The following is a 14,293-nucleotide window of genomic DNA, read 5'->3' on the forward strand; positions in this document are numbered from 1 at the left end:
TGATTTTGGTTGCGTCATGATTTATAGCTTCCCATTTGCAACCGCACAATTCGACCTGAGTTTCTGAACAGTGCTAACGGAACAAACGGAAGCAGTTGCGATATAACCCGCCAAACAATCGGTAACCGCTGCGGATAGTCAAGAAACTGAGTTAAATAGAACTCCTCCTGCCTCAACTGAATCCCTGGTCCCCAGGTTTCGAGTTCGTGGGAGTCATCAATGCCCCATTTGAATTCGGCATTCGTCTTTGAGACGGTGTCATGTCCTTTAGTATTACGAGTACGCTTGCGATCCATGACATCAAACAGGACCTCAGCCGGAGCAAAGCGGTTACCAATTGCCTGGAGTAGCGCTTTATTTTCTGCCTCTGATAGGTAGGGCGAAACGCCTTCATAGAGAATCATCATCGGTTGATGGGGCTGCCGCTGAATTGCATCCATCCAGGTGAAATCCAGAATCGATTGGGCGATGAATTGATAGCGACTGTTCTCTTGAAAGAACTTGCGCCGCAGGGCAATTACTTCTGGAAAATCTACCTCGTACCAGTGCACCTCACCGTTGTCGATGCGAGAGAATCGCGTACACATACCGGCACCGAGATTGACAATGACAGCGCTGGGGTAGGTTTCGAGAAAGTTTCGGACAATTTGGTCGTAGGTCCGCACCCGTAGAGCGCAACCGAGTTGAGATCCCCAACCTTTTTCGTATTTGGCAAAGTCATAATCTAGTCGTTCTGCAATCTCGACGGCTTTAGCATCAGACAAAATTGGGTCTGGACGCCGGGTCTCAATTGCACGGGCATAGAGGGTAATCATCAGCGTTTCCGCGACACCCGTTAGCTGATCGGTTGGTTCTCGCACTTGCATAGCATGATAGTTAAATAAGGACAATTGTGGTATGATTATTGCAAACTCTTCTCATCTAGGTCAATCGTTCAGCTTGATTTAATTCCACCATGTCGCTCATTCTCACCGAATCAGACTGGGAGGAGCTGTGTCAGCAGGCTCCCAACCCACAACCAGACGAGCGAATCGATAATTTGATCGATAACTTGGAGGAGTGGGCAGGAGTGCCAGAGCAGCTTGGTTGCGGTTATCATCGCAGTCTGGAGCTAACACCTGGACTATGGTTAGACTTCTATCAGTACAAATTTCATCAGGATTTGATGGTGAAAGCGCCCGTCCATGAGCATCCGATTCAGATCGGCATTCACCTGTCAGGCCATATTTACTTTGATGGGGTTCATCCCAGCCTAGGTGAAACTTGCGGCTATTTTTCAGGCAGCGGCATGTCGCCAGCCTATGTGGAAAAGTACCGAGGCGGAGAGCAAGTTACTATTGTTAGCGTGAACATTGAGCCAGAATGGCTCGACTCATTTCTACGAGAAGATCAGCAATATAGTTCTGGTACACGAAAATTTCTGTTCAAGCACAACGATTGGGAAGCATCCGTTTATCCGACCGTAACTCCGGCGATGCGATTGCTGGTTCAACAGATCTGGAATGCTCCCTATCGCGGTGCAGCAAAATGTCTGTACCTGCAGGCCAAGGTGTTTGAACTGTTGGCAATGCATTTGGATCTGCTCTCAGGTCAATCGGATCAAGTACAACATCTACCTCGCCTCAAACCCGAAACCATTGCCCGTCTCTATTACGCCAAGGAGATTTTGACAACGCAATTTGAGCATCCACCCTCGTTACTAGAGCTAGCAAAACAGGTGGGGCTGAGCGACCGCACCCTGCGGCGTGGGTTTCAAGGATTGTTCGGCACTACGGTAATCGGATATTTGACCCAGCAGCGCATGCAGCGAGCCAAACAATTGTTACAGGAAGGAGAATGGACGGTCGCAGAAGTGGCTCGCACAGTCGGCTATGGGCATTTGGGACACTTTGCTGCAGCCTTTAAGCGTCAGTTTGGGGTCAATCCTAGGGAATGTTTGATGGGCAAGGGGGTAGGGGGTAGGGGGTAGAAGGGTGAGGGGCTTCGACGCGAGCGCACTGCCCCCATGGGGCCAGAAAAATCAGCCGAACGGTGGGGGGTAGAAGGGTGAGGGGTGGAGGGTGGTTGTAATGAAGTATCTCTTCTCAACGCAATACAATGGATTCAATCGGCCCTAGGAGAAGAGATGGGTATGCAAACTGCGCTTCATGTCACAACCAGAGTTTTGCCTGGAAACAAAATTGAGATTGAGCTGCCGCCTGGTTCAGAGGGACAGGAAGTCAATGTCTTCGTTGTGTTACCGGAGCAACCACCAGCTAAACGAGTCAATGTTTTGGAACTGATTGAGGAAGCACGTCGCTATCGAATTGGAATGACAGGAGAGCAAATTGATGCGTATTTACGAGAAGAGAGAGCATCATGGGACTTCTGACCATTTCCGATTCTAGCGTGATTTATGTTGATACTTCAGTGGTGATTTACACCATTGAGCAAGTTCCTGGTTATCATACTCTTTTAGAACCGCTTTGGGTTAAGTTTGAAGCAGATACAATCAGTCTACTGAGCAGCGAATTGATTCTGCTGGAGGCATTGGTTCTTCCCCTCCGCAGAGCTAATGCGACTTTGACGAGTGCCTACGAACAGCTTTTGCTAGCTTCCAACTTTCAGTTGATTCCCATCAATCAGCCGATTTTGCGGTCAGCAGCTCAGCTACGCGCCACAACTAATCTGAAAACTCCAGACGCCATCCACGCTGCAACTGCTCTAGCCGCTCGTCCAACGCTGTTTTTGACCAACGATAGCCAGTTTCGGGCCGTGGCCGGTTTGCCTGTTGTTCTGAGTGAGGGGCTGACCTCCTAATCGGCAGTGGCGACTCGCATGCCGATCTGCGAAGGCCGTTTTTGGATCAGAGAAAGCCGTTTACCGCATAGACACCGTCACAGCGATTCTCTAGACTGCTCTCTATTGCTATTAAGAATGATTTCTAACAGCGTAGCTTGATTGGTGTGAGAGTGATTGAGATGCGGATGGTGTGGTATTCGGGTTCGGTGCAGTTGGCGTTGGTAGCGGCTCTGTCAGGCAGTTTGGTCGGTGCATTGGCATTGCCTGGATGGGCGCAGGAGCAGCAAGCGAATGATGCGTTTTCTGGTTTGGGTACTGAGTTAAACCGGCAGGCAAACCAGCAGGAGGCGGATTGGTTGCTGGAATCTGAATGGGCTGGTGCTGGAATTGCGCAACTGAGTGAGTTTGAGCAACCTGCTACAACGATCACAGATTGGATTGCTCAAATCGAAGCCTCGCTGGTGCAAATAACCAATGTGCGAGTCGAGGCGACTGAAGCCGGACTTCAAGTAATCCTGGAAACAGACAGTGGTTCCCTAGAGGTGTCGGAAACTCGCGCCGTGGGGAATGCGCTGATTGCCGATATGGCCAATGCTACCCTTGCGGAAGACTTTTCTCAGGCAAATCCAATCGAAGGAATTGCGCTGGTGAATGTAACGCAATTGCCGGGAGAACGGGTAAGAGTTGCGACCTGCCCTTACTGCATTAAGTCAGATACGCTTAATCAGTTTGTTGCCGATATTCCGCTAGTTGGTCATTGGGAGCAACCATCTTTAGAGAAAATTCTCAGTCTAAAACCTGATTTAATTGTGGGCCATATCTGGCAAAAGCAATACTATGCGCTCCTATCTGCGATCGCACCTACAGTGATGATAGATACGGATAGTGAAGTCGATTTTAAGAAAAATTTGAAGTATTTGGCTGCAATCCTGGATAGGAGTGATCGAGCTGAGGAAATTTTGGCTGAGTACAATGAGCGAATTCAAAAATTTCGGCAACAGCTCGGCGAAAAGCTGAAAACCAAGACGGTATCTGTTCTTCACCTTTATGGATCAGGCCCAACCGTTCATGTTTATGGATCAGATTTTGCTCCATATGGTCAGGTCATGATCGATGCAGGTATACCACTCATCCCTGCGTATAAAAAGCTCAAAGGTTACTTAGAAGTGAGCCTTGAAGCTTTACCTGATTGGGATGCTGATATTCTGTTCATTGATGTACTCCGTAAAACAGATTCTGAGAAACTTAAATCACTATCGTTCTTGAAACAACCGATTTGGTCAACATTAAAAGCGGTGCAAAATGACCGAGTCTATGCAGTGAGTTGGGCTAGTACTGTTGCCGGTCCAATCACAGCTAATCAATTGATCGATGACCTTTATCGTTACTTTGCCACTATAGACGAAGACTAGTGAAACAGTTTGGAAAAATTGAATCGCATCGCATGAATCTGATAGCGAGTGCTGTGGTTAAACCCGCGCCATATTAAACTACGGAATAGTTTATTTTTTCTGCAAAACCTATCATCTCCGCGTGCGACCAATGGCAACCCGTTCTGCTTATCCCCTCCTGCGTCTGCTCCGCTATGCCAAACCCTATCAACCGCAAATCTGGGGTGCGATTGCCTGCTCTATCTTCCGCACGTTGTTTGACTTAGCTCCTCCCTATCTGATTGGCGTTGCCGTTGATGTGGTGATTGAGCAAGAAGGCTCCCTGCTGGCAAGACTTGGGATTCAAAATACCCTGACTCAGTTGTTGGTGCTGTCGCTGCTGACGATTGTCACCTGGGGCTTAGAATCGCTGAGTCAATATGGAGCCGATAAACTCTGGCGCAACTTGGCTCAGACGATGCAGCATGAACTGCGCGTTGATACCTACAATCACCTACAGGAGTTAGAGCTAGCCTACTTTGAAGACCGCAGTAGCGGCACCCTGCTGTCGATTCTCAACGATGACATCAACCAGCTAGAGCGATTTCTTAACTTTGGTGCCCAGGATATCCTCGGCTTCTTCACCCGCGTGTTTGCCGTGGGCTTCAGTTTTGTGCTGCTGGCTCCTGGAATTGCCTGGTTAGCAATGGTACCGATTCCTTTAATTCTATGGGGTACGTTCGCGTTTCAGTCCCGCTTGGCTCCTCGCTATGATGCGGTGCGCGATCAGGCTGGGCTAATTAACAATCGCCTTGCCAATAACCTCTCTGGGATTGCCACGATTAAGAGTTTTACTGCCGAAGCCTACGAACGTGAACGAGTCTACCAGGAAAGCAATGCCTACCGGCACAGTAACCAACGAGCGATTACTCTGAGTGTGGCCTTTCAGCCCGTGCTGCGGTTTTTCATTCTGCTGGGGTTTGTGCTGACGCTGTACTTGGGCGGGCGGGAAGTGCTGAATGGTCGCTTGAGTGTGGGCACCTACGGCTTTATGGTGTTCATTGTGCAAGACCTGCTGTGGCCCTTTACGGAGCTGAGCGAAATCATGGATGAATACCAGCGGGCAATGGCTTCAGTGCGGCGGGTGATGGGGTTGCTTGATACCCCAATTGCGATTCCCCACGGTGAACGGTTGCTACCGCTCAGTTCTGTTAAGGGAGCAGTACAGTTCGAGAACATTACCTTTGCCTATAACGGTCGGACTCCGGTGCTCAAGTATTTATCTCTGTCGATTCCCGCCGGAAGCACGATCGGGATTGTGGGGGCAACGGGGTCAGGCAAGAGTACGCTCGTCAAACTGTTACTCCGCTTTTACGAAATTCAGAGCGGACGGATTTTGATCGATGGCGTTGATATTCGCGAATTGAATCTGTTGGATTTGCGGCGCTGCATCGGCTGGGTGAGTCAGGATGTGTTTTTGTTTCACGGCACGGTCGCTGAAAACATTCGCTATGGTAGCTTTGATGCCAGTCGTGAGCAAATTATCCAGGCGGCAAAGTTAGCAGAAGCGCACGAGTTTATCGAGCAACTGCCCCAGGGATACGACACGATTGTGGGAGAGCGGGGACAAAAGCTCTCCGGGGGCCAGCGCCAGCGGTTAGCGATTGCCCGCGCCATTCTCAAAGATCCACCAATTCTGATTCTGGATGAAGCCACATCGGCGGTGGATAACGAAACCGAAGCCGCGATTCAGAAATCCCTGCAAACGATTACCCAAAACCGGACTACCATTGCCATTGCCCACCGCCTCTCCACAATTCGCCATGCGGACTGTATTTACGTGATGGACAACGGTGAAATCATCGAGCAGGGGACTCACGAAGAGTTGCTGCTCTTAAACGGAATTTATGCAGGGCTATGGCATGTCCAGTCGGGCGAGTTGCAATTGAATTCTTTTTCCTAGGGCATCTCCTAGGATATTTCCTTCTCTGGATCAATCACGGCATCAACTACAGGCAAATTCGTGGGAGCAGTTATCGGGTTAACTTCAACTGGTTCAATCAATTCAACCTCTACACTCGGAACATTGATTGGTGCAGTGGCTGAGGCAAAGCCACCTTCTGGATAAATCAGCACTAAGGCTCCTGACATAATCAACCCGGCTCCCAGGATTGTTTTTAGGGTCATTGCTTCGCCCAGAAACAGGAACGACAGAATCAACACCAGGGCCAATCCCAACTTATCCACCGGAGCGACCCAGGAAGCAGGTGCCATTTGCAGCGCTTTGAAGTAGCAAAGCCAAGATAGCCCGGTCGCTATACCAGAAAGCACTAAAAACAGCATGGTTTTTTCAGAGATGGTGAATAGCCCGCGCCATTGCCCGCCCACTCCGACAATTCCCCAAGCGATGATTAAAATAACGACAGTGCGAATCGCAGTCGCCAGATTGGAGTTTACATTCTCTACACCAACCTTTGCGAAAATCGCCGTTAATGCAGCAAAGACTGCTGAAAGTAAAGCAAAAATCCACCAGCTTTTGTCATAGTGTGTCATGCGCAATTTCCTGTTTCCCAAAGAACCGTGACCCAATAATTAGCCCAATTGCATTAAATTCCATCCAGTCGTATGATAGATGAGAATCTTTGTCAAGAATCTCTGAAAGAGCCAGTATGACTCAGCATACTCTATTCATCTGCAAATCCTGCAACTCGGTACACTCGGATGATGTCGATTACGAGAAGGCAGAAGGGGCTGTTTTGTTGAATCAATTACAGGATATGCATCAGGAATGGCCTGATCGAGATCGGCTAGAAATTCGGTCGGTGGGCTGTCTGTGGACCTGCGATCATCCCTGTGCAGCGGCCTTTTCAGGACCCGATAAAGCGACGTATCTATTTACGAAAGTGCCTACCGAGCAGGGGGCAGAAGCTCTATTGCAGTTTGGCGAACTGTATCTCAATAGTAAGGCTGGGAACATCCCCTGGAAGCAATTTCCAGAAGCCTTGCAATCTGCCGCAGTCGCTAAGATTCCATCCATAGCTGGCAGCAGTGAGGACGAGGAGGCGTAGAACCCCTGAGATTGGTTAATTTCGACCGTCTTTGAGTCAAGGTTGAATCAGTGCTATTCAACGCATCACTTCTGCTTTCGTCGTGCCACTGGTCAACGTCATGATTCAGCAGCTCAGGCCACGCTTCCAAAGCTTTGACGAATATTTAGCCTACGATGATGGCACAGACCGGCTCTATGAACTATTCAATGGAGAACTGATTGAGGTGCCGCCTGAATCTGGGATTAATGTTCAGATTGCTAATCGCCTATTTTTGAGGTTTGCTTTATTGCTTGGACCAGACAGAGTTCGAGGACAAGGGTTGGAACTGGAGGTGCGCGGCGAACCCCAAAATCGCTACCCTGATCTGACAATTATCCGAGACGAACATGTCTTGCTCTTAGCCCAACGAAACACAATTCGACTGACCATGCCGCCACCGCTGTTGGTTGTTGAAGTTGTGAGTCCGGGGGAACTTCAGTGGCAGCGGAACTATGTGCCTAAACAAATCCAGTATCAAGACATTGGCATCCCGGAGTATTGGATCATAAACCCGCAAGCGCAAACCGTGCTCATCCTAGGATTGAACGAGAACAGCTATATCGAAATAGGGACATTTTCTGGTGATGAGCCAGTGCAATCGCGGCAATTTACTGACCTAACTCTGACGCCCAATACTTTATTCGCTACTGAACCTAAGGAATGAATTTGCTCGGATTGGTCACACTTGCCTCTACCGCAATCACAAGTTCTCTGCTAGTGGCGCGTCAGCTGTTGGAAGCGGGTGAAATGACCGTAAGCCGCACGCGCCGTCGGATTTGTCAGTCGCGGCCACTTTGCCGCTGCGTTTAAGCGACGATTTGGTGTAAATCCAAGTGTATACATGACACGCAAACGGTAAGCTAAGCAAACATTTGCTTAGAATAAAGTTATTCGTTGAAACGGAGCGCCCCTATGAGCCAGTCAGCCACCGATCGAGTCCGCTGGACGACCGCAGACCTGGATCTGCTGCCTGACAACGGCACTCGCTACGAAATCATTGACGGTGAACTATTTATGACCAGAGCGCCACGCTGGAGCCACCAAAAAGTTGCTGGTAATATCTGCGCTGAGTTAAGCCGTTGGTCTGATGAAACAGGGCTGGGAGAAGCAACAACAACGCCCGGAATTATCTTTTCCGATGCCGATAACGTAATTCCCGATGTGGTGTGGGTCAGCAAGGAACGGTTGGCAATGCTGCTGGATGAGGCGGAACATTTGACGGGTGCGCCAGAATTGATTGTGGAAGTTCTATCGCCCGGAGAAAACAACGAACGGCGTGACCGAGAAATAAAACTCAAGCTCTATGCCACTCAAGGAGTACGGGAGTATTGGATTGTCGATCTCCAGTTGCAGCAAGTTCAGGTCTATCGACGGCAACAGGCTACCCTGCAACTTGCAGCGACTCTGTTTGTAGATGACGAAATCAGTTCACCACTTTTGCCTGGTTTTGCTTGCCCAATTACTCGCTTTTTCCGTTAGCTCCAATGCCTTTGCTACATGATCTGTCCACTAAAATGGCTCTAGCTCCTTTGCCCGCTAGAGATTGATTATGGTGTTGCAACAACCTCGTTCTATGCCAGTTCCCCCCCTAGAGAGTGGCGATCGTCTGACTCGTGCTGAGTTTGAGCGCCGCTATCAGGCAACTCCAGAAAAATTCAAAGCCGAACTGATCGAAGGAGTGGTTTACGTGGCATCTCCAGTCAGAGTTTTTCATGGCACACCTCATGCTGCTCTAGTTGGTTGGCTAACTGTTTATTGGGCGGCAACGCCAGGGGTGAGTGTAGCAGACAACACGACTACGCGACTGGATATGGACAATGAATCCCAACCGGATGCCTTGCTCCGCATTGAAACAGGCGGCAACTCAACTATCAGCGAAGACGGCTACATTGAAGGAGCATCCGAACTGATCGCAGAAATTGCCAGCAGCAGTGCCGCGATTGACCTGGGAGCGAAGCAAAATGCCTATCGCCGCAATGGTGTTCAGGAATATTTGGTGTGGCAAACCTTCGAGAATTGCTTGAGCTGGTTTCGGTTACAAGCGGAGGAATTTGTCTTAATTGAACCGGATGTTGATGGGATCATTCGCAGCAGTTTGTTTCCGGGGCTATGGCTGGCAGTGCCCGCGTTGTTAGAGGGCAGGATGATGGAGGTGCTGAGTGTGCTACAAGCCGGACTTGCTGACCCCGCGCATCAAACCTTTATTCAGACGTTGACATCCCCCAATCTCGAATAAGCATCTCTAAACGGGTTGTCTATCATAGGAGTGACGCACTTGAAAGCTGAAAACTCGATCCCCCTGTCCCCCCTTAAAAAGGCTACTGTGTACACAGATCTCGATCGCAACTCAATGCAAGGGTTGATCCCTCTACGTGGAAGTAAGCTTATAGCTGCTGTTGCAACTGCTCTACAAAGGCAGCATGTTCTGGTGAGTGAAGTCCCTGTTGCAGGACCTCTAGCACATGCGTCATTTGGTTACTCAACAGGGACTCGACTGCTAACCATAAGCCCGGAAACACCCGACTGCGAATGGTGCCATCGGGATCAGGAGAGAGTAACTGATACTCTCCATCTGTGAGCCAGAACCACTCCAATTGATTGTCATAGGATTGCCAGATCACATATTCCAACACGCCATTGCGGCGATAGACCTGCTTCTTGATTCCGATATCGATGGCAGCACTGCTAGCAGCAATTTCCACAATCAGTTCTGGCGATCCTTCAATATAGCCATCAGAGCTGATACGGGTTTGCCCACCTGCATTGGTTTCAATAAACAGCACAGCATCTGGCTGCGGCTCATTATCCAAATCGAGCCTGACCGTTGGCTCAACACTCAAGTCAACTCCAGGAGTCATTGCCTGATAGACCCCCAGCCACGTCATGACTCGACTGTGGGGTTTGCCGTGCTGCTCATGTCTTAAGGGAGATGCCACGTAAACGATTCCTTCGATTAGCTCTGCTTTTTTGATGTCGGCTGCTGCGTAGCGCCGCTCAAATTCGGGACGAGTGAGACGATCGCCACTTTCGAGCGGAGGCAGGTGTGGTAGGGCAGAACTGGCGTGAGGGGGCACTTGTTTGACCATGGTCACGTTCTCGGAGCGTGGGATCCTGTTTTAGGATACTGTTTACTGTAGCAAAGTCAGGAATGCAAAGTCAGAAATGCCTTAAGCCTGAGGATCGCTGAATTGCCATTTGTTGAGCAATCACGGTATGAATAGTTAAGAATATTATCAATAAGATTTAACCATTTAGTTATGGCGCTCGCATCCTATCGACAATCTCCAATTACGCTCTCGCAGGATGAGTATTTTGGGTTGATGCAGGAAAGTATGGCAGACGAGTTTGGGGCTGCTTTAGATTTTGCTTCAGATCAGTTTGATTTTACCTGGAGCTATCCCTCGCAGCTTGGCAACGGCCATATTCGAGATTTTGGTATCCGAGAAGGATTGGTATTGTCGATCGTGGATTACGCTCCTCATCAGGATTTAGTTCTCATCAGCACTGACCGGGAACACCCCATCGAACTCACCTACATCCTGGTTGGAGCCGTATCCGGTATGGCCGAGATGCAGGCCGGACAACATGGTTTTTATGGCAGCGGCATGGCTCCGGGCGGAATTTACAGAAACCGAGCGAATCAACACACTGTTGAAGTCAGCATTCATCTTGATCCAACGCTTCTTAGCCAGTGGGTTAACGGCACACCAGATCAGCTTCCACCGAGGTTAAGGCATTTGGTGAAGCCATCCGATCAACTCTTTTTCTCCCAGATCTGTTCAACAACTCTAGCAATGCAGATGGTCTTGCAGCAGATCTTGCAGTGTCCGTTTCAGGGCTTGACAAAGCAGATGTATCTGGAGAGTAAAGCATGGGAACTGCTCGCGTTGCAACTAGCCCAAATCTCAGATGCCGAATGTTTTGCTCATAAACCTAAGCTCCTTAAACCAGAAGACATCGAACGGATTCACTATGCCAAAGACGTGTTGATTTCTCGCCTAAGCAATCCCCCTTCCCTGGTTGAGTTAGCTCGATTTGTCGGCATTAATGATTGCAAACTCAAAGCCGGATTTCGCCAGGTGTTTGGCACAACTGTGTTTGGCTATTTGCACGATTGCCGCATGGAGCGATCGCGTCAGTTACTAGAAGCGGGTGAAATGAGCGTTGCAGAAGCCGCCCAAGCCGTTGGCTTTGTAAACCGCAGCCATTTTGCCATTGCCTTTCGCAAAAAGTTTGGGGTGAATCCCAACACCTACCGCAGAGGCAAGTTGAGGCAAAAACTCCGCTAGCCATTCAAAAAAGCTCCGTCCACCATTCAAGCCAATTGACCACACCCTACCCAAATCCGGTACGCTTCTTAAGAAAGATTATCAACTGAAGATAGGAAGAATGAGATATCTAACCTGATATCTCTTCTTCGAGCTTTCCATTTTTAATTTTTGGTGTGTGGTGTGATGATCAAGCAATTCCGGTATTGGGTCGTTGGCGTGAGTCTGCTGTCAGTGCTGCTGCCAACCCCTGCAAAGGCACAAATGGAGCGTGAAGGAGCAGAGGAGTTAACCAGTGAAGAGTCCTCTACCCCCTCGCCCCTCACCCCTTCCACTGCACCGTTCCTCTCTGACCTTGAGCAACCCAACACAACCGTAGATGAATGGATCGCGCAAATTGAACAGACGGCAGTCCAGATCACAGGCGTGCAGGTGAATGCAACCGATACGGGTTTAGCAATCACGCTAGAAACCGATCAGCCATTGCAGGTGCCTTCTACCTCTGTGGTGGGGAACGCGCTGATTGCCGATATTGCCAATGCGGTGCTGGCCTTACCCGAAGGAGAAGAGTTTCAGCAGGCAAATCCTACAGCAGGAATTGCGCTGGTGAGCCTGACGAGTTTGCCCAATAACCGGGTGCGAGTGGCAATTACCGGAGTCGATGCGCCGCCCACTGCCAACCTGAGCATAGAGTCAGCGGGATTAGTGCTAGCCGTTACGCCCGGAACCGAGGCCGCAGGAACTGATGAAGATGCGATTCAAGTGGTGGTGACGGGGGAGCAGGGCAGTGACTATTACGTTCCAGAGGCCAGCACCGCTACTCGAACCGATACGCCCCTCCGCGATGTGCCGCAGTCAATTACGGTGATTCCTCGGCAAGTGATCGCGGATCAGGGAGTCACGCAAATTAGCGATGCCCTCCGCAACGTCAGCGGTGTTTCCAGTCGATTTTCTTCCCTCAGACCAGATGGTGATGCGGCGATCATTCGGGGTTTTGAAAGCTTTGGTTACTTTTTTACCAATGGCATTCGTAACCTCGGCCCTGGAAGTGCTTTTCAGCAGGAACTGGCGAATGTTGAGCGAATTGAAGTCCTCAGAGGCCCAGCCTCAGTGCTCTATGGGCAAGGAGAACCGGGCGGCTTGATTAATCTAGTAACAGAGTTGCCCACGGATGAGCCTTTCTATGAGGTCGAGGGCACGATCGGCAATTATGACTTTTATCGTCCCGGTATTGATATTTCGGGGCCACTCAATGACGGCGGCACGATTGGCTATCGCTTAAATGCCCAGTATCAAAATTCCGGCACTTTTGTTGATTTTGTGGATATTGAGCGAATTTTTGTGGCTCCGGTGCTGAGCTTTGAGTTGGGCAGAGACACTTCTTTAATTCTGGAAGGCAGCTATTTGAGGGATTCTCGCAATATTTATCCAGGTTTACCCGCTGTGGGAACGGTGTTAGAGAATCCGCTGGGAGAGGTGCCCCGATCGCGCTATTTAGGTGAACCCGACTTTAGTGATGTCACCTACGAGAGCTTCAACATTGGCTACCGTCTGGAACATGAGTTCAGCGAAAACCTGAGAGTTCGCAATGCCTTTCGAGTTGAGATTGCCGATGTGCTGGAACGGGACTTAATCGGATTAGGCCCGTTACAACCCGACAACCGCACCGTTAATCGTAATGCCTCCACTACCTCTGGCGGAACGACAACCTATTCACTAGTAACCGATGTTGTGGGCAGGGTAAGCACCGGATCCGTGAATCACGATCTGCTATTTGGCATCGATCTGCGTCGCCAAACCGAAAGCTTTGAACTATTTTTCGGTGGCGACACCATTGACCTATTTGACCCAGACTATGGCAACCGCGATTTTGGACTGGAGCGGGGCTATGATGCCACTCAAGTTCGCAGCTATGTCGGAGTTTATGCCCAAGATTTGATCTCAATTTTTGACAATCTGAAGCTATTGCTGGGGGCGCGGTACGATTTGGCTAATCAGGAGTATATCGGCAGATTAGAGGGAGAAAGCACCCTATTTCAGCAGGATACGCAACTTAGTCCTCGCGTTGGAATTGTGTATCAGCCGATTCCTCCGGTTTCTCTGTATGCAAGCTGGAGCCGTTCGTTCTTTCCGTTGGGTGATTTCGGCGATCGCAATCCCGACGGCACTCCCTTTGAACCCACGACCGGCGAACAGTTTGAAGTGGGCGTGAAAACCGAGTTTTTGGATGGCAGACTAGCCGCAACTCTAGCCGCCTATGAAATTACCCGCCAAAATGTATTAACCGATGATCCCGATCGCCCCAACTTTAGAATTCAGATTGGTGAACAACGCAGCCGAGGCATTGAGTTTGATGTGGCGGGCGAAATTCTCCCCGGTTGGAATCTAATCGCCAGCTACGCCTACACCGATGCAGAAATTACTGAAGATAACAGCGGCAATGAAGGTAACCGCCCCAACAACGTGCCCCAACATAGCGGCAGCCTCTGGAGCACTTACGAAATTCAATCCGGCGATTTGCAAGGCTTAGGTTTGGGAGCCGGAATTTTCGTCGTGGGCGATCGTCCCGGTGATTTAGCCAATACGTTTGATTTACCGAGCTATGTGCGAACCGATGCGGCTATTTTTTATCGACGTGACAATTGGCAAGTCCAGCTCAACCTCAAGAATCTATTCGATGTAGACTATTTTGAAAGCGCGATCAGTCGCAATAGTGTCAGCCCTGGGGCACCGTTTACGATTCTGGGAACCGTTTCCGTTCGCTTTTAAGAAACTGTTTGTAAAT

General features: G+C 49.7%; 14 protein-coding genes. 11 read left to right on the top strand and 3 right to left on the bottom strand.

Features of this window, described 5'->3' with window-relative positions:
- Positions 1-14: 14 nt before the first annotated feature.
- On the bottom strand, positions 15-866 hold the full coding sequence (locus tag HJG54_RS06320) for a class I SAM-dependent methyltransferase (RefSeq protein WP_316433975.1): 852 nt from the start codon (positions 864-866) through the stop codon (positions 15-17).
- A gap of 89 nt (positions 867-955) precedes the next feature.
- Between HJG54_RS06320 and HJG54_RS06325 the strand changes: the two genes are divergently transcribed.
- The 5 genes from HJG54_RS06325 (at position 956) to HJG54_RS06345 (ending at position 6,114) form a co-directional block, all read left to right on the top strand.
- Positions 956-1,969 (top strand): AraC family transcriptional regulator, encoded by a 1,014-nt coding sequence (locus HJG54_RS06325; RefSeq protein ID WP_316433977.1) that lies wholly within the window; start codon positions 956-958, stop codon positions 1,967-1,969.
- Between the two features lie 162 nt (positions 1,970-2,131).
- Positions 2,132-2,371: a hypothetical protein gene (locus HJG54_RS06330; protein WP_316433978.1), complete on the top strand. Its 240-nt coding sequence runs from the start codon at positions 2,132-2,134 to the stop codon at positions 2,369-2,371.
- Positions 2,359-2,799 (top strand): type II toxin-antitoxin system VapC family toxin, encoded by a 441-nt coding sequence (locus tag HJG54_RS06335; RefSeq protein ID WP_316433979.1) that lies wholly within the window; start codon positions 2,359-2,361, stop codon positions 2,797-2,799. Before HJG54_RS06330 ends, HJG54_RS06335 begins: the two co-directional genes overlap by 13 nt.
- 167 nt (positions 2,800-2,966) lie before the next feature.
- Complete coding sequence (locus HJG54_RS06340; protein ID WP_316433980.1) at positions 2,967-4,193, top strand: ABC transporter substrate-binding protein; 1,227 nt, start codon at positions 2,967-2,969, stop codon at positions 4,191-4,193.
- A gap of 130 nt (positions 4,194-4,323) precedes the next feature.
- On the top strand, positions 4,324-6,114 hold the full coding sequence (locus HJG54_RS06345) for an ABC transporter ATP-binding protein (RefSeq protein WP_316433982.1): 1,791 nt from the start codon (positions 4,324-4,326) through the stop codon (positions 6,112-6,114).
- A gap of 8 nt (positions 6,115-6,122) precedes the next feature.
- On the opposite strand, the gene HJG54_RS06350 is transcribed toward HJG54_RS06345, so the two are convergent.
- Positions 6,123-6,704 (bottom strand): EamA family transporter, encoded by a 582-nt coding sequence (locus HJG54_RS06350; RefSeq protein WP_316433983.1) that lies wholly within the window; start codon positions 6,702-6,704, stop codon positions 6,123-6,125.
- A 116-nt stretch (positions 6,705-6,820) separates the two neighbouring features.
- On the opposite strand from HJG54_RS06350, the gene HJG54_RS06355 reads away from it, so the two are divergent.
- The 4 genes from HJG54_RS06355 to HJG54_RS06370 all read left to right on the top strand — a co-directional run bounded on the left by HJG54_RS06355 (position 6,821) and on the right by HJG54_RS06370 (position 9,476).
- Positions 6,821-7,219, top strand: coding sequence for a DUF1636 family protein (locus HJG54_RS06355; RefSeq protein ID WP_316433984.1), 399 nt, complete (start codon positions 6,821-6,823; stop codon positions 7,217-7,219).
- A 100-nt stretch (positions 7,220-7,319) separates the two neighbouring features.
- A complete protein-coding gene (locus tag HJG54_RS06360; RefSeq protein ID WP_316433985.1) occupies positions 7,320-7,904 on the top strand; it encodes a Uma2 family endonuclease in 585 nt (194 codons plus the stop codon).
- Positions 7,905-8,152: 248 nt separating this feature from the next.
- Complete coding sequence (locus tag HJG54_RS06365) at positions 8,153-8,719, top strand: Uma2 family endonuclease (protein ID WP_316433986.1); 567 nt, start codon at positions 8,153-8,155, stop codon at positions 8,717-8,719.
- 94 nt (positions 8,720-8,813) lie between these two features.
- Positions 8,814-9,476, top strand: a complete 663-nt coding sequence (locus HJG54_RS06370) for a Uma2 family endonuclease (RefSeq protein WP_316433987.1) — start codon at positions 8,814-8,816, stop codon at positions 9,474-9,476.
- A gap of 148 nt (positions 9,477-9,624) precedes the next feature.
- On the opposite strand, the gene HJG54_RS06375 is transcribed toward HJG54_RS06370, so the two are convergent.
- Complete coding sequence (locus HJG54_RS06375) at positions 9,625-10,326, bottom strand: Uma2 family endonuclease (RefSeq protein WP_316433988.1); 702 nt, start codon at positions 10,324-10,326, stop codon at positions 9,625-9,627.
- Between the two features lie 171 nt (positions 10,327-10,497).
- On the opposite strand from HJG54_RS06375, the gene HJG54_RS06380 reads away from it, so the two are divergent.
- Both HJG54_RS06380 and HJG54_RS06385 read left to right on the top strand, forming a co-directional pair.
- On the top strand, positions 10,498-11,529 hold the full coding sequence (locus HJG54_RS06380; RefSeq protein ID WP_316433989.1) for a helix-turn-helix transcriptional regulator: 1,032 nt from the start codon (positions 10,498-10,500) through the stop codon (positions 11,527-11,529).
- Positions 11,530-11,694: 165 nt separating this feature from the next.
- Positions 11,695-14,277, top strand: coding sequence for a TonB-dependent siderophore receptor (locus HJG54_RS06385; RefSeq protein ID WP_316433990.1), 2,583 nt, complete (start codon positions 11,695-11,697; stop codon positions 14,275-14,277).
- The last annotated feature ends 16 nt before the right edge of the window (positions 14,278-14,293 follow it).

It is taken from the genome of Leptolyngbya sp. NK1-12 (assembly GCF_032598965.1).
In the GTDB taxonomy this organism is placed as follows: Bacteria; Cyanobacteriota; Cyanobacteriia; order Elainellales; family Elainellaceae; genus Elainella.

Excerpts from the sequence above, each read along its gene's own strand:
- HJG54_RS06365 (WP_316433986.1), top strand. The coding sequence starts at position 8,153 with ATGAGCCAGTCAGCCACCGATCGAGTCCGCTGGACGACCGCAGACCTG.
- HJG54_RS06340 (WP_316433980.1), top strand. The coding sequence starts at position 2,967 with ATGGTGTGGTATTCGGGTTCGGTGCAGTTGGCGTTGGTAGCGGCTCTG.
- HJG54_RS06355 (WP_316433984.1), top strand. The coding sequence starts at position 6,821 with ATGACTCAGCATACTCTATTCATCTGCAAATCCTGCAACTCGGTACAC.
- HJG54_RS06320 (WP_316433975.1), bottom strand. The coding sequence starts at position 866 with ATGCAAGTGCGAGAACCAACCGATCAGCTAACGGGTGTCGCGGAAACG.
- HJG54_RS06360 (WP_316433985.1), top strand. The coding sequence starts at position 7,320 with ATGATTCAGCAGCTCAGGCCACGCTTCCAAAGCTTTGACGAATATTTA.
- HJG54_RS06335 (WP_316433979.1), top strand. The coding sequence starts at position 2,359 with ATGGGACTTCTGACCATTTCCGATTCTAGCGTGATTTATGTTGATACT.
- HJG54_RS06380 (WP_316433989.1), top strand. The coding sequence starts at position 10,498 with ATGGCGCTCGCATCCTATCGACAATCTCCAATTACGCTCTCGCAGGAT.
- HJG54_RS06385 (WP_316433990.1), top strand. The coding sequence starts at position 11,695 with ATGATCAAGCAATTCCGGTATTGGGTCGTTGGCGTGAGTCTGCTGTCA.
- HJG54_RS06370 (WP_316433987.1), top strand. The coding sequence starts at position 8,814 with ATGCCAGTTCCCCCCCTAGAGAGTGGCGATCGTCTGACTCGTGCTGAG.
- HJG54_RS06375 (WP_316433988.1), bottom strand. The coding sequence starts at position 10,326 with ATGGTCAAACAAGTGCCCCCTCACGCCAGTTCTGCCCTACCACACCTG.
- HJG54_RS06350 (WP_316433983.1), bottom strand. The coding sequence starts at position 6,704 with ATGACACACTATGACAAAAGCTGGTGGATTTTTGCTTTACTTTCAGCA.
- HJG54_RS06345 (WP_316433982.1), top strand. The coding sequence starts at position 4,324 with ATGGCAACCCGTTCTGCTTATCCCCTCCTGCGTCTGCTCCGCTATGCC.
- HJG54_RS06330 (WP_316433978.1), top strand. The coding sequence starts at position 2,132 with ATGCAAACTGCGCTTCATGTCACAACCAGAGTTTTGCCTGGAAACAAA.
- HJG54_RS06325 (WP_316433977.1), top strand. The coding sequence starts at position 956 with ATGTCGCTCATTCTCACCGAATCAGACTGGGAGGAGCTGTGTCAGCAG.